This is a genomic window from Moorena producens PAL-8-15-08-1 (assembly GCF_001767235.1).
Classification (GTDB): domain Bacteria; phylum Cyanobacteriota; class Cyanobacteriia; order Cyanobacteriales; family Coleofasciculaceae; genus Moorena; species Moorena producens_A.
In genome coordinates this window covers 1,691,037-1,716,355 of sequence record NZ_CP017599.1, presented here as the reverse complement: position 1 = coordinate 1,716,355, position 25,319 = coordinate 1,691,037, and the positions used below count along the sequence as shown (strand labels likewise).

The window sequence follows — 25,319 nt, the reverse complement described above, 5'->3', positions numbered from 1 at the left end:
TTAAACTGTGTGATAGTTTAAGAAACATTAAGTGACCACAGCCTAACCTTATAGCCTGTGGCATCCCGTTAAAAGACAATCCTGTAAGAGGGAAGTGACTCTTGCCTCACTGAACTCTAAGGGAAATCCACCTCTAGAAGGGTGGGAGTGTCGGTAAAAAGACGTAAAAGCGTCCCAATTTTGAATCCTTGCAAATCGTTATATGTATGAGGATTTGAATCTATGACAGTAGCAGTAGGACGCGCCCCCAGCACCAGAGGATGGTTTGATATCCTCGATGACTGGCTTAAGCGCGATCGCTTTGTATTCGTCGGCTGGTCCGGCATTCTGTTGTTCCCCTGTGCCTACATGGCGTTAGGGGGCTGGCTAACTGGTACCACCTTTGTTACCTCTTGGTACACCCACGGCTTAGCCTCTTCTTACCTTGAAGGTTGTAACTTCCTGACCGTAGCAGTATCCTCTCCTCCTAACAGTCTGGGACATTCCCTGCTGCTGTTGTGGGGTCCAGAAGCTCAAGGAGACTTGACCCGCTGGTTCCAACTAGGAGGGTTGTGGAGCTTCGTGGCATTCCACGGAGCGTTTGGTCTGATTGGGTTCATGCTGCGGCAATTTGAAATTGCTCGTCTAGTAGGCATTAGACCCTACAACGCGATCGCATTCAGTGCGCCGATTGCAGTATTTGTCAGCGTGTTCCTGATGTACCCATTGGGACAGTCCAGCTGGTTCTTTGCTCCTAGCTTCGGAGTAGCAGGTATCTTCCGTTTCATTCTGTTCCTGCAAGGCTTCCACAACTGGACACTGAATCCCTTCCACATGATGGGAGTAGCCGGGGTACTCGGTGGGGCGCTGCTGTGTGCTATTCATGGGGCAACGGTAGAAAATACCTTGTTCCAGGATGGAGATAAAGCCAACACCTTCCGAGCGTTCAACCCCACCCAAGCGGAAGAGACCTACTCCATGGTCACCGCTAACCGGTTCTGGTCTCAAATCTTCGGGATTGCCTTCTCAAACAAGCGCTGGTTACACTTCTTCATGTTGTTTGTACCAGTAACTGGCTTGTGGATGAGTGCAGTAGGAATTGTAGGTTTAGCATTGAACCTGCGAGCCTATGACTTCGTGTCTCAGGAAATCCGGGCAGCAGAAGACCCAGAATTTGAGACGTTCTATACTAAGAACATTTTGCTAAATGAGGGTCTGCGGGCTTGGATGGCTCCAGCAGACCAACCTCACCAAAACTTTGAGTTCCCTGAGGAGGTACTACCGCGTGGTAACGCTCTCTAATAATGTTGGTATGGTTGCGGGCAATCGCGACCAAGAATCTTCCGGTTTCGCCTGGTGGTCTGGTAATGCCCGTCTGATCAACCTCTCCGGTAAGTTGCTGGGAGCTCATGTTTCCCATGCTGGCCTGATCGTTTTCTGGGCTGGCGCAATGACCCTATTTGAGGTTGCTCACTACATTCCCGAAAAGCCTGTGTTCGAGCAGGGATTGATTCTAATCCCTCACATGGCTACTTTAGGTTGGGGTGTTGGTCCTGGTGGCGAAATTGTTGACACTTTCCCCTACTTTGTTATTGGTGTCCTACACCTGATTTCTTCTGCCGTATTGGGCTTTGGCGGTATTTATCACGCCGTTCGTGGTCCTGAAGCCTTAGAAAGTTATTCTAACTTCTTTGGTTACGACTGGAAGGATAAGAACAAGATGACTAGTATCATCGGGTTCCACCTGATCATGTTAGGATTGGGTGCCTTCTTGCTGGTGATCAAGGCCATGTTCGTCGGCGGTGTTTATGACTCTTGGGCACCCGGTGGTGGTGCTGTTCGTTTGATCACTAACCCAACCCTGAACCCCGCTGTGATCTTCGGCTACTTAGTCGATGCTCCCTTCGGTGGTGAAGGTTGGATTATTGGTGTCAACAACATGGAAGACATCATTGGCGGTCATATCTGGATTGGTCTGATCTGCATCTTTGGTGGTGTATTCCATATTCTGACTAAACCCTTCGGCTGGGCTCGTCGTGCCTTTGTCTGGTCTGGAGAAGCTTACCTCTCCTACAGTTTAGGTGCCTTGTCCATGATGGGCTTCATTTGCTCTTGCTACGTGTGGTTCAACAACACCGCTTATCCTAGCGAGTTCTATGGTCCTACCAATGCTGAAGCGTCTCAAGCTCAGTCTTTCGTATTCTTAGCCCGTGACCAACGCCTAGGTGCTAACATTGCGTCTTCCCAAGGGCCTACTGGTCTGGGTAAATACCTGATGCGCTCTCCTACTGGTGAAATCATCTTCGGTGGTGAAACCATGCGCTTCTGGGACTTCCAAGGTCCGTGGTTGGAGCCTCTACGGGGTCCCAATGGTCTGGATGTTAACAAGCTCAGAAATGACATTCAGCCTTGGCAGCTACGTCGTGCTGCTGAGTACATGACCCATGCTCCTAACGGTTCCATCAACTCTGTAGGTGGTATTATTACTGAGGCAAATTCCTTCAACTATGTCAACCCTCGTGCTTGGTTGGCTAGTTTCCACTTTGTGATGGCTTTCTTCTTCCTAGTTGGTCACCTCTGGCACGCTGGTCGTGCACGGGCTGCCGCTGCTGGATTCGAGAAAGGTATTGAGCGTGAAACTGAAGCAGTACTTAGTATGCCTGACCTTGACTAGGTGATTTTATTGAGTGAATAACTCAATGGTAAATCAGACTAAGAAAGACTAATTAATGGCTAAGTAATGGCTAACTAATAGCTAAGTGATTTTTACAGCTCCTGTACTCTACAGGAGCTTTTTTTTGGAACAGTTTTGTGGATAACTCTTGTCTAAGTTGGTCATCGCTGTATGCAGGTCATGGGTAAGCTGTGCAGCTCCTTTTTTAACTGACTGAGTACTATAATCTGCTACACTAATCGGAGATCCAACAGTTACTGTGACATCACAACCCCATTTAGGGATAGGCTGGCTATAATTAAGAGCAATCGGTACAATATTGAGACCAATACCAGGGTGAGATGATTCTACCTGCAAGGCAATACGAGCCATACCAGGTTTTAACGGGTTTACTTCACCATTACGGAAGATATTGCCTTCAGGAAACATTACCAGTGCTTCGCCATTGCTCAGGAGTTCCACAGTTTGACGGATACTGCTAATTCCTCCACGTCCAGTATTTACGGGAAACCCTCCTACACGACGGATAAACCAGCCCTGTATGCCATTCATTTCATCGGCTGAGACCATATACCGCAAGTCACGTCCGGTTACGGGTTTACCAACGGAGAAAGGAACTATTAACGCATCCCAACGAGAGCGATGGGTGGGAGCTAAAATCACAGGACCTGTCTTAGGAACGTTCTCTTGCCCTGTCACGGTAAGTTGACCAAAATGAAACGGAATAACAACACGCCGTCCTAAAGGATAGATAATGTTAGTTAACCAGTGGCAAATACCAGAATCTACTGACATGACGTTAATGGCCTTATCATGATCGTTACCATCATCAGAAGTGTGTTTTAACGTTGTTGTCATTGATCAATCGTACTTACTGGAAGTAGAGCTAAACTATCAAGGATCAAGGGTTTGTCTTAAATCCTTAACCTTCACTTCTACTGTATGTGGTTTTAAGATCAATATCTGACACTAACGGGACACTTCTTGTGGTGTCATGCGTTGGTCTGTTCGCTATCTATACTAAGGTTATTAATGGCTTGGCTGAAGTTAACTTGCTAAAGTTAATCAGTTTTAGGGGTAAGGGAGCAGGGAGCAGGGAGTAGGGAGTAGGGAAAGAGAGGGAAGTGTTGGAAGTGTTGGTAGATTGGGAGATCGGTAGATCCGGAGATCGGGAGTCAGATCAGCAACTCCATGAAGACTGCGGAGGTACAAAGAATTTTTGCCCAGGTTCGACTTCCCTGTTCTTTCTTCCCTGTTCCCTACTCCCTACTCCCTACTCCCTAAAACCCCAAGGGTGTAAGCAACTCACCCAAGGTCGAACTGCTATTGTCTTTTCCGTCGCTGGGTAAACCAAGATTGCAACTGTTCCCGACAAACGGATTCCATAATTCCCCCTATTACTGGCAACCGATGATTAGAACAAGCACTATCAGGAAGATTAGCAACGGTGCGAATGCTGCCAGTTTTGGGATCATCGACACCATAAACCAGAAGACCGAGTCGTGCTAGGATAATCGCTCCGGCACACATGGGACAAGGTTCCAAAGTAACGTATAGAGTGCAGTCATTAAGATGCCAGCTTTGCAGCTGTTGACCAGCAGCACGGAGTGCCAGGATTTCCGCATGAGCAGTGGGGTCTTTGTCCCGCTCTCGACGATTCTCTCCTGTAGCAATTAAGTTACCTTCACTGTCTACAATCACCGCACCCACTGGTACTTCACCCGCTTCACCAGCTTTCTGGGCAATTTCTATGGCAACACTCATCCATTTGCGATGGATGAGATAGGTGGGATTGGTAATACTTAGATCTGGCACAAAAGGGAACAGGGAGTAGGGAACAGGGAACAGGGAACAGGGAGTAGGGAGCAGGGAGCAGGGAGCAGGGAACAGGCAATAGGCAATAGGCAATAGGCAATAGGCAATAGGGAAGAAAGAATGTGTACTTCGTAGTTATGATAAACGCTATATTTTTAATTTTAAATTGTTAACTCAATTATCAATATAGCAATTCTCATAGTCATGACGACAAAGCATATCCTTTTCAGGCAATAGGCAATAGGCAATAGGCAATATTCAAGAAGGTTTTACGGAAATCAGCCTGAAATAATACTGTACCTCATAATTACGAGAAAAGCTATATATTTTTGTAATTAGTTGATGGTAGTTTTTTGGTAAATAGATTATGAAAAATAATCCTGATTTATAATAACACCAAAAACTACTCCGATATCTTTCCTACTTTTCCCTGTTCCCTGTTCCCTGTTCCCTGTTCCCTATTGCCTATTGCCTATTGCCTATTGCCTATTGCCTATTGCCTATTGCCTATTGCCTATTGCCTATTGCCTCTTGTCTATTCCCTATTCCCCAAAACTAATTATTCCCTCCTCTACACTAGCGATTTCGTAGCCAGAGGTTGGTAAATATCTGAGGTCAAAGGTGTCACCTGCGGATAGTTTCCATATTTTATAATTGGAAAAGGTTAGGGGAATTCCTGGTTCACATTCTTCTGGTCGATGGTCACCTAGGACAAAATAAGCTGCGCCTTCTCCTATTACTTCAGCGTAACCTTTGTAGTTTACAACTACTGATGTTGCTTCGTCTACTCCGATGCCTAAAACTTCTTCTGCGTCAGTATCTTGGAGCTGGCGAGCAATGAATACCATTAGGCGACCCATGCGCTCTCTTTCGCTAAAGTGGGTATCGACAATCACTGATTGTAGGTCTCGCCATTTAAATAGGTGATTGGTCAAGCTAATGTAATGATCATAGGGGTCATTGAGGGCTTCATCGGAGCGGATAGACCCTTGACAAGCATCATATACAAAACTACCTTGAATCATGGCACCAGCACTGGTTCCACCAATAGCCCCACCTTTATCAAGCACATAAGCGATCGCATTATGAAGGTCTGTGCCCTGGAAATTATCAACGTAGTCGCACTGGTCACCACCAGTAAAAAATAATACCTCAGCGTTTTCTACCGTAGCCACCACATCCGGTCGATTAGCATCATCACGGCTATCGAGCACTAGGGTTTCTACAGAATTAACCCCGTTCATGTCATAGATCGGTTGATTGTAGCCATCGTCACCAAAAGACCGGATTACTACTAGATCAACTTTGCGATCGCATTTACTGCAATCCCTAACTTCGTTAATCATCCACTGGATCGCTTCATCCACATCAGGACCACCACCACCCAAGTCAAAGGCCGGACCATCTAAAGACAGATCAACATTAGGAGATTCACTAATTTGATAGCGCTTGACCGTAGCAGCTGCAGGGAATGCTATTACTCCCAGCATGATCACGAATACTAAGGCACTAATAACTAAACGTTTCACTATTGTTATCCACCCTGAAAGCTTAACCAATCAACCTTAACTCTTCTATTCCGATCTTGCACTAAGTTGAAAAGTTAACTGTAAAGGTAGGGAATAGGGAACGGGGAACAGGGAACAGTGATAAGATTTGACTATTTCAGTACTTAAATTGATTGTTATCGTTTCCGTTATTACAGCCGTTTTCAGATGAGCAATTGACCTCACTACCGAGAGTGGCAAGCCCCCTAAATCCCCCAATTCTGGGGGACTTTGAGAGTTTTGTTCCCCCCAAAATTGGGGGGCTAGGGGGGCAAAATCATACCCATAATCAGCAACGCCCTTTCTTCCCTACTACCGAGAGTGGCAAGCCCCCTAAATCCCCCAATTCTGGGGGACTTTGAGAGTTTTGTTCCCCCCAAAATTGGGGGGCTAGGGGGGCAAAATCATACCCATAATCAGCAAGGCTCTCTCTTCCCTACTACCGAGAGTGGCAAGCCCCCTAAATCCCCCAATTCTGGGGGACTTTGAGAGTTTTGTTCCCCCCAAAATTGGGGGGCTAGGGGGGCAAAATCATATCCATAATCAGCAACGCCCTCTCTTCCCGATTCCCGATTCCCGATTCCCGATTCCCGATTCCCATTAGCTAGCTGCCTGAGTTAGCAAAGACTCCAATTGTGCCTTAGCGTCTAAATCATACAACTCATCGCAACCGCCAATGTGTTGGTTATTGATAAAAATTTGGGGTACCGTTCGGCCTCCGTTGGCTCGTTCTGCCATCTGGTTTCTGGCATTGTCGTCCCCATCGATTTTATACTCAGTGTAGTCAACCCCTTTCCACCATAGCAATAGCTTCGCTCGGATACAGAAGGGGCAGGCTTGCCACGTGTAAATTTCCACATTGGCTTTCATCTGTTCTGGCTTGCGTCCTAGGATGGGATTTAGAAAATCCAGCATTGTTGGTTAATCCTATGTTGTTGAATCCTATTTAAGGATATACCATGGTTAAGGGATAGTTTAAATTAAGAAAAAGGAAAGAAATAGGATAAGTTTTTCTATTACTAATAAATCAGTATTTATTTTGATTATTTGTTTTAAAATGCTATCTATAAATGGCTGTAATGATGGTTACAAAAATTATAGATAAGTAATTAGGCGTTCCTGAATTTAGGTATAACTTGAGATAGTCTGATTTTTATCAAGCCCCCTAAATCCCCCAACTTTGGGGGACTTTGAAAGTTTTTTTCCCCCAAAATTGGGGGGCTAGGGGGGCAGAATCATACCCAGAATCAGCAACGCCAATAATTTATAAAACCTATCTATATTTTCAAAGCTTTTTGATATCATCTCCATATCATTACCCTTAATAAAAATATCCCCATCTGCCCACACTCCCCACACTTCCCACACTCTCCACTCTAGGGCCACCACCGACTCACATCCTGTATCGCTTCAACAATTGCAGCCAGAGCTTCTTTGCGTCCCAAAGAAATAATAGTTGGACTGAGATTAACCAGGTCTTCTAGGAAGTGCTGGCGATCGCTACAAGCCAAGGTGTGAAGACACTCTTGCCAAAGGGAAACGTCATCTTGGAGGGAAAAGTTAGGATTTTCGATGAGTCCACTGAAAACGCGGGCTCGGTAAAACTCAGACTGAATTGCTTGTGCCATTTGTAGGACTTCTGGAAGTAAGATTTCAGGCAACTGTGGTGCTAGTTTACTCAGGACTATGGCTCGGATCGGCTCATGGGTAAGTTCCCGTGCCCCTTCTAGGGCTTCTGGTAGGATTTGAGGCAACTGTGGTGCTAGTTCACTTAGAGCTATGGCTCGGATCCACTCATCGGTAATTGCCCGTGCAGCTTCGAGGGCTTCTGGTAGAATTTCCGGCAACTGTGGTGCTAGTTCACTCAAGCCATAGGCTAGCCCTGACTCATTGGTAATGGCTCGTGCTGCATCTAGGGCTTCTGGTAGAATTTCTGGCAACTGTGGTGTTAGCCTTATCAGGGCTGTGGCTCGACTGTGATCATAGGTAATGGCTCGTGCCTCTTCGAGGGCTTCTGGTAAGATTTCCGGTATTTTTGGCGCTAGTTCACTAAGTGCTCTGGCTCGGTCTTTCTGATTGATAATGGCTCGTGCTGCGTCTAGGGCTTCTGGCATAATTTCTGGCAACTGTGCTCCTATTTCATTCAAGGCATTGGCTCGATCTGTGTTATCGGTAATAGCCCGTGCCACTTCTAGGGCTTGTGAGAGTAGTCTTTCCCCCAACTGTGGTGCTAGTTTACTCAGTAATATAGCTCGGTTTTCGTTATCGGTAATGGCCTGTGCCGCTTCTAGGGCTTGTGGGAGTAACCTTTCCGGCAACTGTGGTGCTAGTTTACTCAGGCCATGGCCTCGGCTGAACTGACTGGTAATGGCTCGTGTCGCTTTTAGAGCTTCTGGTAAGATTTCCGGAAAATGTGGTGCTAGTTCACTCAAGGCCTCGGCTCGGCTCGACTCATCGGTAGCTTGTGCTGCCTCTATCACTTCTGGTAGAATTTTTGGCAAATGCCTTGCTAATCTGCTCAAGGCACTGGCTCGGTCTGACTGATTGGTAAGTGCCCGTGCCACTTCCAGAGCTTCTGGTAGGATTTCCGGGAAATATCGTGCTAGTTGACTCAGGGGATAGGCTCGGTCTGATTCATCGGTAATGGTCCGTGCCGCTTCTAGGGCTTCTGGTAAGATTTCTGGGAACTGTGCTGCTAGTTTACTCAGGACTATAGCTCGGTTTCTCTTATCGGTAATGGCTCGTGCCGCTTCTAGGGCTTCTGATAAGATTTCCGGCAACTGTGGTGCTAGTCGAATCAGGGCATAGGCTCGGTCTCTGTTATCGGTAATGACCCGTGCTGCTTCTAGGGCTTCTGATAAGATTTCCGGCAATTGTGGTGCTAGTCGAATCAGGGCATAGGCTCGGTTTCTCTTATCGGTAATGGCTCGTGCTACTTCTAGGGTTTCTGGTAAAATTTCCGGCCAATGTCGTGCTAGTCCACTTAGAGCTCTGGCTCGATCCGAGTGATCGGTAATTGCCCGTGCGATTTTGAGGGCTTCTGAGAGTAATGTTTCCGCTAACTTTGGGGCTAGCTCTTCTAGTGCTTGTGCTCGATTATTAGGATTTTGTATGTGTTGAAGGTAAGCCAAAGCTTGAACTGGAGTCCAGATCTTTTTCTCTACCAAGGCTGCCATCAATTCTCCTGGAATATGCCCAAGCAAACTATTGATAGAAGACACCATCAAGGCATAACGGCACTGCAAACTAATGGAACCAGTTGGTGAAGAGGAAAAAGCGTCTTCTGCTAACTGCCAAGCCTTGGCCACATCCTTGACAAAGCTCCCCAGTTTATCCAAACGTTCACAAGTTTCATACCAACCATTGCGTCCAGCCTCTGTTTCCTCCTGCAGCAATTGGTGTACTTCCTCTACCCAACCGGCTTTTTCTAAATGCCAGGTGAGATAACTGTGACTATAGCCATCGTCCGGTAGGGTGTGCCATAACCCGTTTTCGGTTTTTTGGCGATAGCGCTCTAGGAGTTGACCATGGGCTTGGGGCCAGGTTAATCCCAAACCCGGTAAGCTTCCCTCTCCCCCTGTAGCTGCTTCAGCAGTTAGCAACCGACGCGCCATGTCATGAACTAAGTCATGGAGCTGATAGGTGGCAGTGCCATTAGTGGATTTACCAGATAGCAGTAGAGCTTTAGACTTGAAATACTGTAAGGTTTTTCTGGCCTCCCTCGCACCAACATCCCACAAGGTTGTGCCTAAAGCGGGAGTAATCGAGACATCTTCTGGCAAGACACCCAACCAGGCAAATTGCTGAAATTTTTCCGATGGTAGTCGCCGTAAACTGAGATTAAAGGATGCCACTAGGCTGTAGTGCTTGCGTCGCTTTTCATCAACTTCTTCGGCACCTGGTAAATCTAAGGTTTCCAACAGAGCAATTTCCGTTTGCAGGTCAGTCAGTAACTCCTGCCAGGAAATACCATCCGCTACTTGTGCTGCCGCTAACTCCAGAGCTAGGGGTAAGTAGCCCACTGTTGTGGCTAGGGTTTGGGCTTGTTTACGGTCTGACCCCTTGAGTTTAGAACCCCCATAGTCTTCCAGTAAGGCTAAGGCTTGTGAGGGACTCATCACTTTTAAATTATAGGGAGTCACTCCCACAATTTGAGCTTCACGAGTGGTCACTAATACCCGGCACTTAGCACCACCAATCCGAAACGGTTCAACATGGTCTGGGTTCCAAGCATCATCGACTACTAGCAGCGTAGCCTTGTCAAACAGCAAGGTTTGTAAATGTCTAGAAGCAGCATTAGTATTAGTGGGTTTGTAGTCATGGTCTCCCAGTGCTTGGATCCAACTACTGAGGAAAGACAGCAAATCTGGCTGCTGACCCAAGGTTGCCCAGAGAATACCATCGGGAAAATGACTTTGTACCTCTTGGTCATTGGCAATAGCAGCAGCCAAGGTGGATTTACCAATCCCCCCTAAACCATAAATAGCGCTAACCACCAGAGTTCCGGTCTTAGCGGTCTGCTCTGACAGTAAGGATTGCTTCAGGTCTTGGCTTACCTCTGGACGCGGGATAAAGTAAGGTGGTGGGAGTGGGGCTTGGAAAGGAACCCCTGGCTTAGGACGAAGGGCTTGGCAGGTTTTGGGAGTAGTAGCAGTTGCTTGTTCTTGCTGTTTGGATTTCTCTGGTCGTTTATTGTCCCACTGTTGATTAAATAGTTCTAAATTTGTAGCTAGGTCTTGGGCGTAGAGTCTCAGGGTGAAATGCCTTTGGTCCTTTCCCTTCTTCTTGACACGGTTGTCTTCTAAAATTCCTAAGAAGTCTTCCATCCGCTGCAAAGCTTCCACCACTTGATGCTTGCTGAGAGTACCTGGATAGTTATCCTTCTCGGTCAGTTCGATTAAATATCTGGTCTGAGTTTCAATTACTAGTTTTGGATTAGTTGAGGTTTTCTCTATCCAACGGAATTTAATATCGGGATTCCCCTGATTAGCTATGTCTTGGGCAAAAGAAACTAATGCTTCAAATAGACGCAGTGCTCTTTTTTGAACAGTAGGACCTAAAGTACGTCTAGGCATGCTATTGGGGGATGGGCAAGGAAAAAAAAACTTCAGGGTTAGGGTAGGTTTTCCCACAATTGCAGAAGCTACCCTCAACTAGTCTAGCCTTGATACACGGTGGTTGTAGCTACCCTAAACTTAGCTGTTGCTTTTGGACACTACCCTCAGGTCACTATGGATTCAGTTAGGAAATTGAAGCATTACCATGAATGACATCAAAGAGCAAGTGGTTGATAATCAAGGAGTTGACACTATAGCATTAGTCGAACAACCACAGCCCCTAATGGAAAATCCTGCACTCTGGCTCAAGAATGGGGACAGTCCAGCGGAAATGATTTTAGCGATCGCAGTGTTATTGGGAGCGCTGACTAGATTGATCCAGGTGGTGGGGCCTTGGTTTAAGAAGCAGGATGGGTGATCCCCCCTAACCCCCCTTAATAAGGGGGGAATTGGAATGATTTAAATAGTTTTGTGGAATGGGCATCTTGGTGGAACTGGCATCTTGGTAGAACTGGCATCTTGCCAGTTTCAGTAGTGTCGAATGGGCATCATGGTAGAACTGGCATCATGGTAGAACTGGCATCTTGCCAGTTTCAGTAGTGTCGAATGGGCATCATGGTAGAACTGGCATCATGGTAGAACTGGCATCTTGCCAGTTTCAGTAGTGTGGAATGAGCATCATGGTAGAACTGGCATCTTGCCAGTTTCAATCCTAAACCCTAGAGTAAACAAGGATTTCAGTCTCTATTCCCTATTCCCTGTTCCCTGTTCCCTAGGGTGATGCGATCGCATCCGTTTCAATAGATTTTTTGAATAGTTTTGTCGAATGAGCATCAGGCGTGGAACTGGCATCTTGCCAGTTTCAATCCTAAACCCTAGAGTAAACAAGGATTTCAGTCCCTGTTCCCTATTCCCTATTCCCTGTTCCCTTCTACGAGATCCCACGCTCTGATAGACTTAAGAACTGTAAACAAATAATTAAGAAAATAAGCTCATCTAGCTTTTGGGAGAACGGGCGCTTTGGAAAATACACTAGGTTTAGAAATTATAGAAGTCGTAGAGAAAGCTGCGATCGCATCCGCCAAATGGATGGGTAAAGGGGAGAAAAACACTGCTGACCAAGTGGCTGTAGAAGCCATGCGGGAGCGCATGAACAAGATCTATATGCGGGGTCGCATTGTAATTGGAGAAGGGGAGCGGGATGATGCTCCCATGCTCTACATTGGTGAAGAAGTTGGGATTTGCACCCAAGAGAATGCTGCCAACTTCTGTAACCCAGATGAACTGATCGAAATTGATATTGCGGTTGACCCCTGTGAAGGCACCAACCTAGTGGCCTATGGGCAAAACGGTTCCATGGCAGTGCTAGCTATTTCCGAGAAAGGTGGTCTATTTGCAGCTCCTGACTTTTACATGAAGAAGCTGGCAGCACCACCCCAAGCCAAGAATCATGTAGATATCAACAAGTCCGCAACCGAAAATCTGCAAATTCTCTCCGATTGTCTAGAGCGCTCCATGGAGGAATTGGTGGTAGTTGTGATGGACCGTTCCCGTCACGAGAGCTTAATCAAGGAAATCCGGGCAGCTGGTGCTCGGGTACGACTGATTAGTGACGGTGACGTTTCCGCCGCCATCTCCTGTGCCTTTGCTGGTACCAATATCCATGCCTTGATGGGAATCGGTGCTGCACCGGAAGGGGTAATCTCAGCAGCAGCAATGCGTGCCTTAGGCGGACACTTCCAAGGTCAGCTAATCTACGATCCCGCCATCGTGAAAACTGGTTTGATTGGGGAGAGCAAAGAAAGCAACCTAGAACGGCTCGCAAGCATGGGTATTACCGATCCCGATAAGGTTTACAATGCTGAGGAACTAGCCAAGGGTGAAACCGTACTGTTTGCTGCTTGCGGTATCACTCCAGGCACCCTGATGGAAGGGGTTCGGTTCTTCCAAGGTGGAGCACGGACTCAAAGCCTAGTTATTTCCAGTCAGTCCAAGACCGCTCGGTTTGTGGACACCGTTCATATGTTTGAACAGCCCAAGTATATCCAATTGAGCTAACTCTTAGGAAGAGGGTTGTAACCCTGTAGGTAAGCTATCAGCTATCAGCTATCAGCTATCAGCTATCAGCTATCAGCTATCAGCTATCAGCTATCAGCTATCAGCTATCAGCTATCAGCTATCAGCTATCAGCTATCAGCTATCAGCTATCAGCTATCAGCTATCAGCTATCAGCTATCAGCCGTCAGCTATCAGCTATCAGCCGTCAGCCGTTAGCTGAATCCTTACCCCTGTAGCGCCTAGGGCTTTTCTTCTTGCCTTGGAGATCCCCCATTATCCCCCTTAAAAAAGGGGGACTTTGAGTATGGCTCCCCCCTTTTTTAAGGGGGGCTGGGGGGGATCTAAATCTTGCGGAAAACTTTGAAAACACGCCCTAGCCGCAACAGTATTTGAAGCTTGAAGGAAGGTTGAAAACCTAGTTTAACCCTTCCTTCAACTTCGTTTTAGTAAGGATTTGTAGGAAACATTTTTAGGAAACATTTGTACCAACAAACCGATAAAAAATTACCAATATAACGTAATAAAGTACACAAGATTTGTTACCTACTCCCTACTCCCTACTCCCTACTCCCTACTCCCTACTCCCTACTCCCTACTCCCTAAAATCAAATACAAAAGTTTTTCACCTTTTTAAGAATTGCTATAACTAATACTGCCATTAAACGTTCTGATCAAAAACATGAATATTGCCGTAGTAGGTCTGAGCCACAAGACAGCACCGGTTGAAGTCAGAGAAAAACTGAGCATTCCAGAAGCCCAGTTAGAAACTGTGATGCCCCACTTATGTAGCTATCCTCATATTGAAGAGGTAGCCATACTGAGTACTTGTAATAGGTTGGAAGTTTATATAGTCACCACAGAAACTGATGCCGGAATTCGAGAATTGTGCCAGTTTCTGACAGAAAAAGCTGGCATTCCTCTAGCCAAGTTGCGCCCCCACCTATTTATTCTGTTGTATCAGGATGCAGTCATGCACTTAATGCGGGTTGCTGGAGGTCTAGATAGCCTAGTGTTAGGAGAAGGGCAAATTCTAGCTCAGGTCAAAACCACCCACAAACTTGGTCAGCAACACAAGGGAATCGGACGTCTACTGAATCGGTTGTTTAAACAAGCAATTACAGCCGGTAAGCGAGTTCGCACGGAAACCAGTATTGGAACTGGGGCGGTCTCCATTAGCTCAGCAGCGGTAGAGTTAGCTCAGCAGAAGGTAGAGACCCTTTATGGCACTTCTTTGACGCCCTATAAAATAGCAATTATCGGTGCTGGCAAGATGTCTCGCTTACTGGTGAAACATCTGCTGGCCAAAGGTGCCGTAGATATCTCAATTCTGAATCGTTCCACCAAACGGGCTGAAGAGTTAGCAAAAGCGTTTCCCAAAGCAGATCTAAAACTGGATTCGTTGTCAGATATGATGACAGTGGTGGCCGAGTCAGATATCGTATTTACTAGCACTGGTGCCACCGAACCACTGCTGACTCGGTCGAATTTAGAAGGAGTGTTGCAGACAAGCCATTCCTTAATGCTAATTGATATTTCTGTGCCTCGTAATGTGGCAGCGGATGTTGATGAGCTAGAGACTGTCCACTCCTTCAACGTGGATGACTTAAAAGCAGTAGTAGCACAGAATCAGGAAAGCCGTCGTAAGATGGCCATGGAAGCAGAAGAACTCTTATACGAAGAAGTGGAAGCCTTTGACATCTGGTGGCGTTCCCTAGAAACCGTTTCTACCATTAGTAGCTTGCGCAGCAAGGTCGAAACAATCCGTGAGCAAGAGCTAGAGAAAGCTCTATCCCGTCTTGGGTCAGAATTTGCCGAAAAACATCAAGAAGTAATCGAAGCCCTAACCAGAGGGATTGTTAACAAAATCCTTCATGACCCGATGGTGCAATTACGAGCACAGCAAGATATTGAAACCCGACGCTTGGCCATGGAATCGTTACAAATGCTATTCAATTTGGATAATGGCAAGCAAGCAATTTAGCAGCTTGTAGCAGCTTGTAGCTTGTAGGGTGGGCAAAAACAGTTTGGTTCAAATGTGTATTGTAGACCACAGAACTTTGCCCACCAAGTCCGTGGAAAAGTCCGAAAGCTAGTAGGGTGGGCAAAAACAGTTTGTTTCAAATCAGTATTGTAGATCACAGAACTTTGCCCACCTACTTGAATGGGTATGCTGGTAGCTAGTAGGGTGGGCAAAAACAGTTTGGTTCAAATGTGTATTGTAGATCACAGAAATTTGCCCACCAGGTCCGTAACGTCTTGGGTTTTTGATAGACCACGCTATCCTGGAAGTTACCAAAGACTTAAAGACCAATGACCAAACTCTTGCGCTGGGTTACTGGGCTACTGGGTATATGGATAGCTTGGAATTGGCTATCTCACCTGGTAGCAGAAATTTTATGGTTCACCGAAGTGGATTATCTATCCGCTTTCTTGCTGCATTTGCAGACCCAGCTGAGTTTGTGGGTAATTGTATTTATCCTATCATTGGGGTTTTTGCTGACAAATTTATCGTTAGCCAACCATTTCAAGCATCCAGAAAACTTAGCTGATCTCGAGATTACCTGGATAAAAGGGTTTAAGACTCTTGACTCTTCATCCTTAACCCTTGACCAAACACGCTTCAACTCACCCTCCCCAATAGTGAGATCGGGAGTCAGACCAAGAGGAAAATTTTCTAGAAAACGCCCAGCCTTCAGATTGCGATCGCTTTTGCCATTTGCCCTAGGACTCAGTTTATTAGTTGGGGTGGTGCTGTTGTACTACGGAAAAATGGCCTTTTTGGTTTGGTATTTCCATCGCGAAACCTTGTCAGCCACCTTTATGAGTGAAGCCACACCCCCCCTACCGTCACCGTTGGGTTGGTTATCTCTCGGAAAGCTATTTTTATCGGAATCCAGAAGCTATCTGGTTTGGCAGCTGGGGATGATCTCCGCAGTGATGGTAGGGCTCATGGTGAATACTCAGTTGTGGTTAAGAGCGATCGCAATAGCACTAAGTTTTGCCTGGGCGATGGTGATCTCAGAACAATGGGGCAGAATGTTAGAGTATCTCTATCCCACTGCCTTTAACACTACCGAGCCACTATTTGGAAAGGATATCGGATTCTACGTATTTGGCGTACCGGTATGGCAACTATTGGATTTTTGGCTAGGGGGATTATTTCTCTTTGGTCTAGTTGCGGTATGGCTAATTTACTTAACCTCAGGCAATAGCCTCTCAGATGGGAAATTTCCAGGATTTTCCCAAAACCAACTACGGCACCTGTATGGCCTTGGGTCTGCTGTGTCCGCAATCACAGCCTTCCACTATTGGCTTTCCCGGTACAACTTACTGTATTCAACTCGTGGTGTGGCTTATGGTGCAAGCTATACCAATGTCTCAGTCAAGTTGCCCTTTAATACAGGATTGAGCATTCTGGCCTTTGCGATCACACTGTTGTTACTCTTGAGGTCAATTGTCTGGATACGCCGTCTGCCCACCAAAATACCAATAGCATTGTGGATACTCGGCTTATACCTAGGGATATGGGGGATTGCTGGGGTAATCTTACCCGCAGCAGTGCAACGGTTTAAAGTCGAACCCAATGAATTAGCCTTAGAACGACCCTATATTGCTCGGACTATTGCCCTGACCAGAGCAGCTTTTGACCTCGATAGTATTGAAGTTGAAACCTTTAACCCCCAAGGTAATCTGACCAGCACCGATCTAGAAAAAAATCACCTAACCATCGACAACATTCCCCTGTGGGATACCCGCCCCTTATTACAAAGTAATCGTCAGTTGCAACAACTGAGACTTTACTACAAATTTCCCGACGCCAATGTTGATCGCTACACCATTAAAGTTAATCCAAACCAGTGGAAGGCTGGGTTGAAGGCTGGGTTGAATGTTGATAGGTTGAAGGCTGGGTTGAATGTTAGCAAGTTGAATGTTGATAGGTTGAATGTTGCCAGGTTGAATCTGGACTGGTTGAATCTGGACTGGTTGAATGTTGGCAAGTTGAAGGTTGAAAGTTCAAAAAACCCCCTTAAACCTGCTAACTTTAAACAAACTAACTTTAAACAAACTAACTTTAAACAAACTAACCTTAAACAAACTAACCTTAAACAAACTAACCTTAAACAAACTAACCTTAAACAAACTAACCTTAAACTAAAGACAAAAACTCACAAACAACAAGTACTCCTTGCTGCAAGGGAATTAGACTATGATTCTGTGCCCGAACAAGCACAAACCTGGGTTAACCAACACTTAGTCTATACCCATGGCTATGGCTTTACCCTCTCTGCCGTGAATAAGGTAGGAGAAGGAGGATTGCCATATTACTTTATTAAAGACATCGGTTCTGGTGGAGGTGAAGCGCTCAAAGGAAGCTTATATACATCCTCTGCAGAGATTCGTGATAGTATCCCCATTGGTCAACCCCGGATTTACTACGGAGAACTGACCAATAACTATATCATGACCTCCACCAAAACTCAGGAATTAGACTATCCCAGTGGAGACGACAACGTTTACAACACCTACGATGGCACTGGTGGTGTTGGCCTAAACTCCTTTTGGCGGCGGTTAGTGTTTGCCCAGTATCTCAAAGACTGGCAGATGGTACTGACTGGGAATTTCACACCCAAAACACGGTTACTGTTCCGCCGTAATATTCGGCAACGAATTCAAGCGATCGCTCCCTTCTTACGCTATGACGCTGACCCCTACCTGGTAATTGCTGATACTTCTGAAGGCGAATCAGCCGTGAATGAGAATTATCTCTATTGGATTGTGGATGGCTACACCACAAGCGATCGCTACCCCTATGCCGACCCAGGTGATAACCACTTTAACTACATCCGTAACTCCGTAAAAGTGGTTATTGATGCCTACAATGGCGATGTTACTTTCTACATAGCTGACCCAGAAGACCCGATTATTCAAACTTGGAGTAAGATTTTCCCGAATTTCTTCAAGTCACTGGATGCCATGCCCACCAACCTGCGGACTCACCTGCGCTACCCCATTGATCTATTTAACATCCAATCCGAGCGCTTGTTATCATATCACATGACTGACCCCCAGGTCTTTTACAACCAAGAGGATTTGTGGCGGATTCCCCAGGAAATTTATGCTGGTAAATCTCAACCAGTAGAACCCTACTACATTATCATGAAACTGCCCAAGGAGAAATCAGAAGAATTTATTTTGCTCCACCCCTATACACCTACAGGTCGTAATAATTTAATTGGTTGGCTAGCTGGTCGCTCTGATGGGGATCAATATGGCAAGTTACTCCTGTATCAGTTTCCCAAGCAACAACTAATTTATGGACCAGAGCAAATTGAAGCCCTGATTAATCAAGATCCAGTCATCTCTCAACAAATTTCCTTATGGAATCAAAAAGGTTCAAGAGCAGTTCAGGGGAATCTTTTGGTTATTCCCATAGAGCAATCGCTACTCTATGTTGAGCCATTGTATTTAGAAGCTGAGCAAAATAGTCTCCCAACATTAGTGCGAGTTATTGTGGTTTATCAAAACCAAATTATTATGGCTCAAAATCTAAAAGAGGCTCTTGAGGCAATCTTTAAGCCAGAGCAAAGTGATACACCAATAATTGTACGTCCAGTCGAGGAAACTTCACTCCCTTAGAAGATTAGAAAGTAACCATTTAGCTATCAGCTGACCGCTGAATGCTTACATTAGAAAGAGGTACACAGAATTTTTTCCCGATTCCCGATTCCCGATTCCCGATTCCCGATTCCCGTTCCCCTCCTGGGAGGGGTTAGGGGTGGGTTCCGATTCCCGATTCCCGATTCCCTACCTTAGAACTAAAAAAATCGGGGTACAGCATTGCCGTCCCCGATCAGATTCTATATGGTCTTGCACTGTCTTAGTCGCGACCATTAAGAGCAATCAGCAGCCGCAAAATGAACACGAACAAGTTAATATAAGTCAAGTACATTGACAGGGCAGCAGGTAGATATTGGTCATCACGATAGGCGCGAGGCAGGACGAAGAAATCTACTACAGCCGCACCCGCAAAAATAACCACACCGATGCCAGAGATAGCAATTTCTAGAAAGCTGGGTGTGTAGACACCAAAGAAGGATAAAACTAGCTGAGCCACCAAGACCACCAGCAAGGCAATCATACCCATCTGGACGGTTTTGGCCAAAGCAAAGCCATCTTCCTCTGAGAGATTAGAGCCAATTTGACGGCCAGCCATAAAGGCGACACCACAGCCAAAGGCAGCAATGGCAATGCCTTGCATGCCCACACCATCTGTTCCTAGGGCAACGAATATTAAGCCACTGAGGGTGTAGCCGGACAACAGACTGTAACTAGCTAGAAGAGGCAAAGCTACAGTGTTGTTTCCGTTCTCAGCCACACCACGGGCAACGAAGAAAAGAATAAGTTCGGCAATTACGGCAAGCCAGATGGTGGTCATAAACAGCCCTGGGTTGCTTTCAATCACTCCCAGACCACCATAGACACCTAGTGCAGTTAAGACTAGTCCACCACCCAGGAAGGGCAGGGCATTAGCAATCACATTCGGACCAACTAGGGCTCGACCTTGAGATTCACGAATTGCTTGACGAAAGTTACTGGTGCTACTCATGAGATTTTAGTCAATAATTTTCCGGATAAAGTATCAGCATTGATTTATAACTACTTCTATTTTGAACGATATCCGCAATCTTGTGGCAGGTGGGAAAACCGACTGGGTGCATCTGATAGTTGTAAAAAAGAAGAGAAGTGTCGGACGTGTGGTGCACCGGGCGTGGGAAGTGTGGTGGGGAGGCGCAGGACGTGTGGGTAGTGTCGGAATTTTATTATAATTTTGCCTAATTTCATGGATTGAGATGCACCCAAACCGACTTGCCTAATACTCCCTCCAAATTGAATTGAGGGGTAAACTATAGGGGGTTTAAATGAGGTGAGGTAGATAGTTTTCGGGAGCTTTGGAGCAGGGAGCTTTGGAGCAGTGAAGTCAGAAGAGGTAATAGGTAAGAGGGGAAAAATCCTGTGTACCTAATTAGAATAAAAGCCGCTATATACTTTTAACTAATACCTAATAATTAATACCTAATCCCTAATACCTAATACTTTTAACTAATAGCTAATACATTATACTTAATACCTAATACCTAATACCTAATCCCTAATCCCTAATACTTAATACCTAATACCTAATACCTAATCCCTAATCCCTAATCCCTAATACCTAATACCTAACATCTAATATCTAATAGCTCACACCTAACACCATTAACCTTTAAGCATTCAGCCTACCGCAGTCAGCTATCATTCTTAAAATAAACCTCGTTTGCGTAGCGTGCGCCTATGGGCAATGGGCAATGGGCAAACGGGATAATTTAATCATAATTTAATAGTTCGAGATTTTAGAGAATTGAAAGTCTGGGGAAAAGCCCTTGGCCTTTGACCTTCGCCTTGGCTGATAGCTGAATGCTTAGATTAACCTTGCCCTAACCCTCAAAACTAAATTGACAGAGTACTAGTTATCCTTTTTGCAAGTTGCAACTTTTTGCAACTTTCAACTTGCCCATCATTTAGCTTATATATTATACCACATTTAAGACCCTATAGCAATTTTTCACTATCTTGGCTTTCCAATCTGCGTGATTGTACAGAGAACAGAAAAACGGTAATTTGTTTTTTCCGTAAAAGGACGATGGTTCTAAAGGGGAATCTCTAATGACAATGAGTTGAAGATTAATTGCTTAGGCTAAGCCTCGTGTCGTAAATAGGTTTCCACTTCTGGGATATTTTGAGAATGGCTATTGGGTCTGTTGGTTTTCAAGGAATGGAACTTCTGATTGCGTATTACCGAAATCCATCAATTCAACTTCGCAATCAGATAGTAAGATTAAATGCTGGGTTAGTGAGGAAGATTGCTCATATAGTCAGCCAGAAGTGTGCTGAACCTTATGAAGACCTCGAGCAAATGGGTTACATCGGCTTGATTCGTGCTATTGAGCGGTTCGACCCCCATCAAGGTTGTGCATTCAGTTCCTTAGCAGTGCCTTACATTCGCGGTGAAATGCTACATTTCTTGCGCGACAGGGGTTCTCTGGTCAAGATTCCTCGCCGATGGCAGGAACTGCAGCAGGCAGGGAAAAGAGTCAGTAAAAAGTTAGCAACTAACTTGGGACGCTTCCCAAGAGATGAAGAAATTGCTAAGGCTTTGGATGTATCACTGCAAGAGTGGCAGGAAAGTAAGTTGGCAGTTCAAAATCGTTTGCCTTTAAGTTTGGATGCCACGGTTTCTCAGAAGGTCGATCAACCCATGACTTTAGGAGAGACTCTACCAGATTACTATGAAGAGAATTTACACTATTGGGAAGAAGACCGACAACAGCTCCACGGTGCCTTGAGTCAGCTAGAACATAAAACTCAGGCAGCTATAGAGTTTGTTTTCTTACGAGAACTCCCCCGCAAGGAGGCAGCCAAACGAATTGGCGTGAGTCCGATGACAGTGACGCGACATGTCAAAAGAGGACTTCAAGAGTTGGTTACCCTGATGAAATCTCAAGCATCAGAGCGTCTGGCAAGTTAGGAAGAATGAAGAATTAAGAATGAAGAATTAAGAATGAAGAATTAAGAAATTCTAAATTCTAAATTCTAAATTCTAAATTACCAATTCTAAATTCTAAATTCTAAATTCTAAATTCTAAATCCTTTTTTTTGGCAATGAGTGTGTTTACAACCTAGATAGAAACCCTATACTTAATTGCTGTCGGTATTGATATCGGAAAAAAGAGTTTGCCAGTCTCGCAAACCATCACTTGCCTCTTTGACTTCAAAAGTGACATTACAAGCCTTGGGTTGCTCTATTACCTGAACACAAAGTTCAGCAATATCTTCCCGACTTACTTTACCTCGGATATTATCTCCTTGAGCAAACACTAAGGCTTGACCTCCCGGCTCTTCTGTCAAAGCACAAGGTCTGATGATAGTATAGGAAACCCCACTGTCACGAACTGCTTCTTCTCCCCGCAGTTTCCAGGTTAGAATTCCCCCCAGTTGGTCATTCATTCGTACCGCTGGTGGTTCTTCCTCGAGGTTAATTCCTGGACGACCTGGACGAGTCACCCCGGCTGAACTAATCATAATCAATTGGGGCTTGGTGATACCCCCATAGGCTTTAATAGTTTCCAGCTGTAGGACAAAAGAACCTGGAGCAAATTGTGGGTTGAGCGCGCCATCATATTCAAATTTACTCAGCATTAGCTGTATAGCACAGATGCGACTGGGGTTGAAGGGAGCAGCATCTTTCAAGGTTTTGGCTCGAAATACCGGAATCAAATCAGCAAAGGGAATCGAAACATTCATCCACTGATCTTTCTGGGTGTCGAAGGAATAGCAGTAGGCAATTCCATCCCATTTCGATTCATTACGCAATATAAATTTATACCGTTGACCATCCCCTTTCACTCGCAGTTCTAGTCCTTCATACTCAGCTAAGTTGAGGGGAGTTGGGAGATTGCGGGTGCGTACTGACACAAAGCCCCCAGAATTTGCCGTTGAGACATTGCCAGTAAACAGGGCAGCCTTGTCGATCAGCCGAATTGAACTCTCGCTGACACCACCCATTACTACATCATCCACAGCACCCCAGGTTTCTTGTAAGTCATCGGAAGGGTTTTGGAAGTCAAATAGCAGTTGTTTGCCTGGTTCAAGGTACTCTGCTGCAGCTTGTACTAAGTTCTTGATACCCTGATACTCCACAACTTCCGGGGTATCGACTACTTCTGGCAGATAGAACTTGATGCCCTGATAGTATTTTTCCCGGTTCGGGGTGTCTCCTTCTACCGGTTGCACCCGCGCTCCCGTACAACACACTACAGCAGTAATGTTCTTGTACAGTGCTGGAGTCAAGGTCTCTGGAATAGTTATATCTGCCTCGAATAGTTCCAGGTTATCCCCAAGGATTTCCCTAGCTTTCTGGGCATCTCTGACTAGGGCACGTACGGGATAATTCTGCTTAAGCAGACGGCGAACCACTCGCTTGCCTACACCCCCAGTTGCCCCAGCTACCAGTATTACTCCCATATCTTTTTCTTTACCTTGGCTCGATTGTTGATTATTGGCACGACCTGTGAATAATCGCTGTAGGCAGCTCAGGAAAGGGATAACCTCAAAGTAGCTTAGGGTTTTTATGAATCTGCCAGCATCCCATGGGGAGCGATTGTTTTGGGTCATAATCGCCTCAAGTGCATTTTTTCTTCAGTTTATCGAAATCTGAATTACCGTGAAGCTGACCTATAGCATAGTACTGGATCCTTTCAGCAGATTTTTTCCAGCTGGTAATTATATCATATAAATTTTGATTTATACGCTTATTAACGAAAGAGATGGCTTTTCGTTAATATAGACCTGCAAACTATTCAGTATTAACGAAAGCGATAATAATGCTTAGCGCTAACAGAGCAGGTCAGTATTTAGAATTTAGAATTTAGAATTTAGAATTTAGAATTGGAAATTTCTTCATTCTGCATTCTTCATTCTAAATTCTTCATTATTCAATTACCCTTTCTCAGTAAGCGCTGGAAAATCTGCAAGTTCTGATCGAGCCAATCCAGCCATTTCAGACTACTCGATAAAGATTTCGGTGGGTCGGAAATCAAGGTATCTAGAGCAATCAGGCGCTGGAAATTGATCTTGACTGGATCATCACGCTTTGTGCGACCGTCTTTGCGATAAAACTTGACACCAGCTTGTTGCTGCATAATATTGATCACTTCTTGAGCAACGATACCGTAGCCAATGGTAGTTGGATGAATGCCATCTAGGGTGAAGAAACCACCGCTGGTGCGACCGGTGGCATCGGATCTAAAAAAGCGAGTATCCGGTACTGGTGAAAGAGCTTCTAGTTCCGGTGGCAGCTGATAGGGAGTCCACCAATCTGGTCTGCAGTCGGAGTCTTCAATATAACGTCGATAAGCTAAGCAATCCAGTAATCCTCCTAATTCAAATAAATACCAATCTCGACCTTCTTTTCGAGCCTGACCTACAACATCAGCAATATAGTCGTTGTACTGGTCAATCACGCTATCAATTGCTCGGGCTTGTTGTGCGGTAATGTGCGGGTCACGGTTGGGGTCGAAATCTTTGTCGCTAATCCAAGGACGGGTGTAGTAGGGGAAGTATCGCGAGCCAGTAGCGATCTTATCTCCTACTCCACGACCAATGGGGGCAATGGTCACATGGGGCACTGTAGCCAAAATGACATGGCGAGCTTTAATTTGCTTGATTTGCTCAACTAGTTGATCGCATTCAGCTTTGAAATCTTCGGGACACCAGACCGTAGGTCGCTGATTGGACTGTGGTGAATTTGAATCGCGATCGCAACTCCATTTGACCTTCAGTTGAGCAATGCTGCCCATGGCATTATTCGCCCCAATCATGACCATCAGGGTTTCAATACCATCTCCCTCACCGTTTTCTAGACTTCCTTCTTGCCCTAGTGCCACGGCAGCTTGGACTGGGGTAAGTGCTTTACCCTCTGAATCCCGCGCCGAGTCCAAAACCCTTAATGCCGCATGTTCGTTGCCATTCTCAACAATTTGCCGCAATAGATCATCCGTTGGTGCCTCGATTGTTTTTCTGAGAGTATCTGCGTCGTTAGAAATAATATCTGTGATATTCCACCCATAAATAGCGAGGTTGTGGTTAATTCCTTTGTGCATAGCAACAGTAGAACCAACGCCCCCTTGCCAACCGGGACCCCGTTCCCAATAATCTTCTAAGTCGTCCATATATTGCTGGATTGAAAACAGGGCTGGTGCTAATTCCCACCAGTCGATCTGGTCACCAAACTGTCCCTCTAAGCGCCGAACTAAATACTCCAGATTCAGGGGCAATCCACCCAATTCACCATATTGGCTGGGACGGCGCAGGTGTTCTTCCCAACCCATTTCTTGAGCAATCATCATGGGATAGGATAGGTCAGTGTTAAAAATTGCTCCACTCTGGACGCCATGGCTTAGGGAATCACCAATCGTGACTAGTCGATGTCTGGGAGTGCCTGGCTTTTGGTTAACTTCAATACTTAATTCCGGACGGATACCCAGAGTAGGGTCTGTTTCCGGTGGACGCCCTTGAGGTTGGATAACATCCTTGACTTGATCTGGAGCGTCAAAGTCGAGCATGTCTTTGGTAAGCAAGCGTTTTACCATA

At 45.6% G+C, this 25,319-nt stretch carries 21 protein-coding genes; 12 read left to right on the top strand and 9 right to left on the bottom strand.

Annotated features, from left to right (window positions below; translation table 11 throughout):
* Positions 1–222: 222 nt before the first annotated feature.
* Together psbD and psbC are read left to right on the top strand one after the other, a co-directional pair.
* Positions 223–1,281 (top strand): photosystem II D2 protein (photosystem q(a) protein), encoded by a 1,059-nt coding sequence (gene psbD, locus BJP34_RS06535; RefSeq protein ID WP_008183309.1) that lies wholly within the window; start codon positions 223–225, stop codon positions 1,279–1,281.
* A complete protein-coding gene (psbC, locus tag BJP34_RS06530; RefSeq protein ID WP_070391642.1) occupies positions 1,265–2,653 on the top strand; it encodes a photosystem II reaction center protein CP43 in 1,389 nt (462 codons plus the stop codon). The genes psbD and psbC overlap by 17 nt, the downstream gene beginning before the upstream one ends.
* A 108-nt stretch (positions 2,654–2,761) precedes the next feature.
* Here the strand turns inward: psbC and BJP34_RS06525 are convergent, their stop codons facing one another.
* Positions 2,762–3,511 carry a lysophospholipid acyltransferase family protein gene (locus tag BJP34_RS06525; RefSeq protein WP_229424270.1) on the bottom strand — a complete coding sequence of 250 codons (750 nt, stop codon included), beginning with the start codon at positions 3,509–3,511 and terminating at the stop codon, positions 2,762–2,764.
* A gap of 266 nt (positions 3,512–3,777) precedes the next feature.
* Between BJP34_RS06525 and BJP34_RS38920 the strand changes: the two genes are divergently transcribed.
* Entirely contained in the window at positions 3,778–4,002 is a 225-nt protein-coding gene (locus tag BJP34_RS38920) for a hypothetical protein (RefSeq protein ID WP_149030837.1), read from the top strand.
* Here BJP34_RS38920 and BJP34_RS06520 read toward each other — a convergent pair.
* Both BJP34_RS06520 and BJP34_RS06515 read right to left on the bottom strand, forming a co-directional pair.
* On the bottom strand, positions 3,977–4,417 hold the full coding sequence (locus BJP34_RS06520; protein ID WP_193431337.1) for a nucleoside deaminase: 441 nt from the start codon (positions 4,415–4,417) through the stop codon (positions 3,977–3,979). The two genes, BJP34_RS38920 and BJP34_RS06520, sit on opposite strands and share 26 nt — an antisense overlap.
* Before the next feature lie 593 nt (positions 4,418–5,010).
* The gene (locus BJP34_RS06515; RefSeq protein WP_229424269.1) at positions 5,011–5,997 is read right to left on the bottom strand and encodes a cyanophycinase; all 987 of its coding nucleotides are present in this window, start codon (positions 5,995–5,997) and stop codon (positions 5,011–5,013) included.
* Between the two features lie 466 nt (positions 5,998–6,463).
* Here BJP34_RS06515 and BJP34_RS42600 point away from each other — a divergent pair, with 466 nt between their 5' ends.
* The gene (locus BJP34_RS42600; protein ID WP_158517051.1) at positions 6,464–6,619 is read left to right on the top strand and encodes a hypothetical protein; all 156 of its coding nucleotides are present in this window, start codon (positions 6,464–6,466) and stop codon (positions 6,617–6,619) included.
* Here the strand turns inward: BJP34_RS42600 and grxC are convergent.
* The 3 genes from grxC to BJP34_RS06505 all read right to left on the bottom strand — a co-directional run bounded on the left by grxC (position 6,616) and on the right by BJP34_RS06505 (position 11,090).
* On the bottom strand, positions 6,616–6,930 hold the full coding sequence (gene grxC / locus BJP34_RS06510; protein WP_070391640.1) for a glutaredoxin 3: 315 nt from the start codon (positions 6,928–6,930) through the stop codon (positions 6,616–6,618). The genes BJP34_RS42600 and grxC overlap by 4 nt on opposite strands.
* A gap of 306 nt (positions 6,931–7,236) precedes the next feature.
* On the bottom strand, positions 7,237–7,401 hold the full coding sequence (locus tag BJP34_RS42595; protein WP_158517050.1) for a hypothetical protein: 165 nt from the start codon (positions 7,399–7,401) through the stop codon (positions 7,237–7,239).
* The gene (locus BJP34_RS06505) at positions 7,392–11,090 is read right to left on the bottom strand and encodes an NB-ARC domain-containing protein (RefSeq protein WP_229424268.1); all 3,699 of its coding nucleotides are present in this window, start codon (positions 11,088–11,090) and stop codon (positions 7,392–7,394) included. Before BJP34_RS06505 ends, BJP34_RS42595 begins: the two co-directional genes overlap by 10 nt.
* Positions 11,091–11,277: 187 nt before the next feature.
* Here BJP34_RS06505 and BJP34_RS06500 point away from each other — a divergent pair, with 187 nt between their 5' ends.
* The 7 genes from BJP34_RS06500 (at position 11,278) to BJP34_RS06480 (ending at position 18,767) form a co-directional block, all read left to right on the top strand.
* Positions 11,278–11,490: a hypothetical protein gene (locus BJP34_RS06500; protein WP_070391639.1), complete on the top strand. Its 213-nt coding sequence runs from the start codon at positions 11,278–11,280 to the stop codon at positions 11,488–11,490.
* A 53-nt stretch (positions 11,491–11,543) separates the two neighbouring features.
* Complete coding sequence (locus BJP34_RS48515) at positions 11,544–11,672, top strand: hypothetical protein (protein ID WP_267876505.1); 129 nt, start codon at positions 11,544–11,546, stop codon at positions 11,670–11,672.
* 49 nt (positions 11,673–11,721) lie between these two features.
* The gene (locus BJP34_RS48510; RefSeq protein ID WP_267876504.1) at positions 11,722–11,853 is read left to right on the top strand and encodes a hypothetical protein; all 132 of its coding nucleotides are present in this window, start codon (positions 11,722–11,724) and stop codon (positions 11,851–11,853) included.
* Between the two features lie 45 nt (positions 11,854–11,898).
* On the top strand, positions 11,899–12,024 hold the full coding sequence (locus tag BJP34_RS48505; RefSeq protein WP_267876503.1) for a hypothetical protein: 126 nt from the start codon (positions 11,899–11,901) through the stop codon (positions 12,022–12,024).
* Between the two features lie 68 nt (positions 12,025–12,092).
* Positions 12,093–13,130 (top strand): class II fructose-bisphosphatase, encoded by a 1,038-nt coding sequence (gene glpX / locus BJP34_RS06495; RefSeq protein WP_070391638.1) that lies wholly within the window; start codon positions 12,093–12,095, stop codon positions 13,128–13,130.
* Positions 13,131–13,809: 679 nt separating this feature from the next.
* Positions 13,810–15,111, top strand: a complete 1,302-nt coding sequence (locus BJP34_RS06490; protein WP_070391637.1) for a glutamyl-tRNA reductase — start codon at positions 13,810–13,812, stop codon at positions 15,109–15,111.
* A gap of 329 nt (positions 15,112–15,440) precedes the next feature.
* Positions 15,441–18,767, top strand: a complete 3,327-nt coding sequence (locus BJP34_RS06480; RefSeq protein WP_070391635.1) for a UPF0182 family protein — start codon at positions 15,441–15,443, stop codon at positions 18,765–18,767.
* 241 nt (positions 18,768–19,008) lie between these two features.
* Here BJP34_RS06480 and BJP34_RS06475 read toward each other — a convergent pair whose 3' ends face one another.
* Complete coding sequence (locus BJP34_RS06475; RefSeq protein WP_070391634.1) at positions 19,009–19,737, bottom strand: Bax inhibitor-1 family protein; 729 nt, start codon at positions 19,735–19,737, stop codon at positions 19,009–19,011.
* A 1,176-nt stretch (positions 19,738–20,913) separates the two neighbouring features.
* Here BJP34_RS06475 and BJP34_RS06470 point away from each other — a divergent pair.
* Complete coding sequence (locus BJP34_RS06470) at positions 20,914–21,696, top strand: RNA polymerase sigma factor SigF (protein ID WP_070391633.1); 783 nt, start codon at positions 20,914–20,916, stop codon at positions 21,694–21,696.
* 170 nt (positions 21,697–21,866) lie between these two features.
* Here the strand turns inward: BJP34_RS06470 and BJP34_RS06465 are convergent, their stop codons facing one another.
* Together BJP34_RS06465 and BJP34_RS06460 are read right to left on the bottom strand one after the other, a co-directional pair.
* Positions 21,867–23,342: a CIA30 family protein gene (locus BJP34_RS06465; protein WP_070391632.1), complete on the bottom strand. Its 1,476-nt coding sequence runs from the start codon at positions 23,340–23,342 to the stop codon at positions 21,867–21,869.
* Positions 23,343–23,662: 320 nt separating this feature from the next.
* Positions 23,663–25,318, bottom strand: a complete 1,656-nt coding sequence (locus BJP34_RS06460) for a hypothetical protein (RefSeq protein WP_070391631.1) — start codon at positions 25,316–25,318, stop codon at positions 23,663–23,665.
* Position 25,319: the final 1 nt, after the last annotated feature.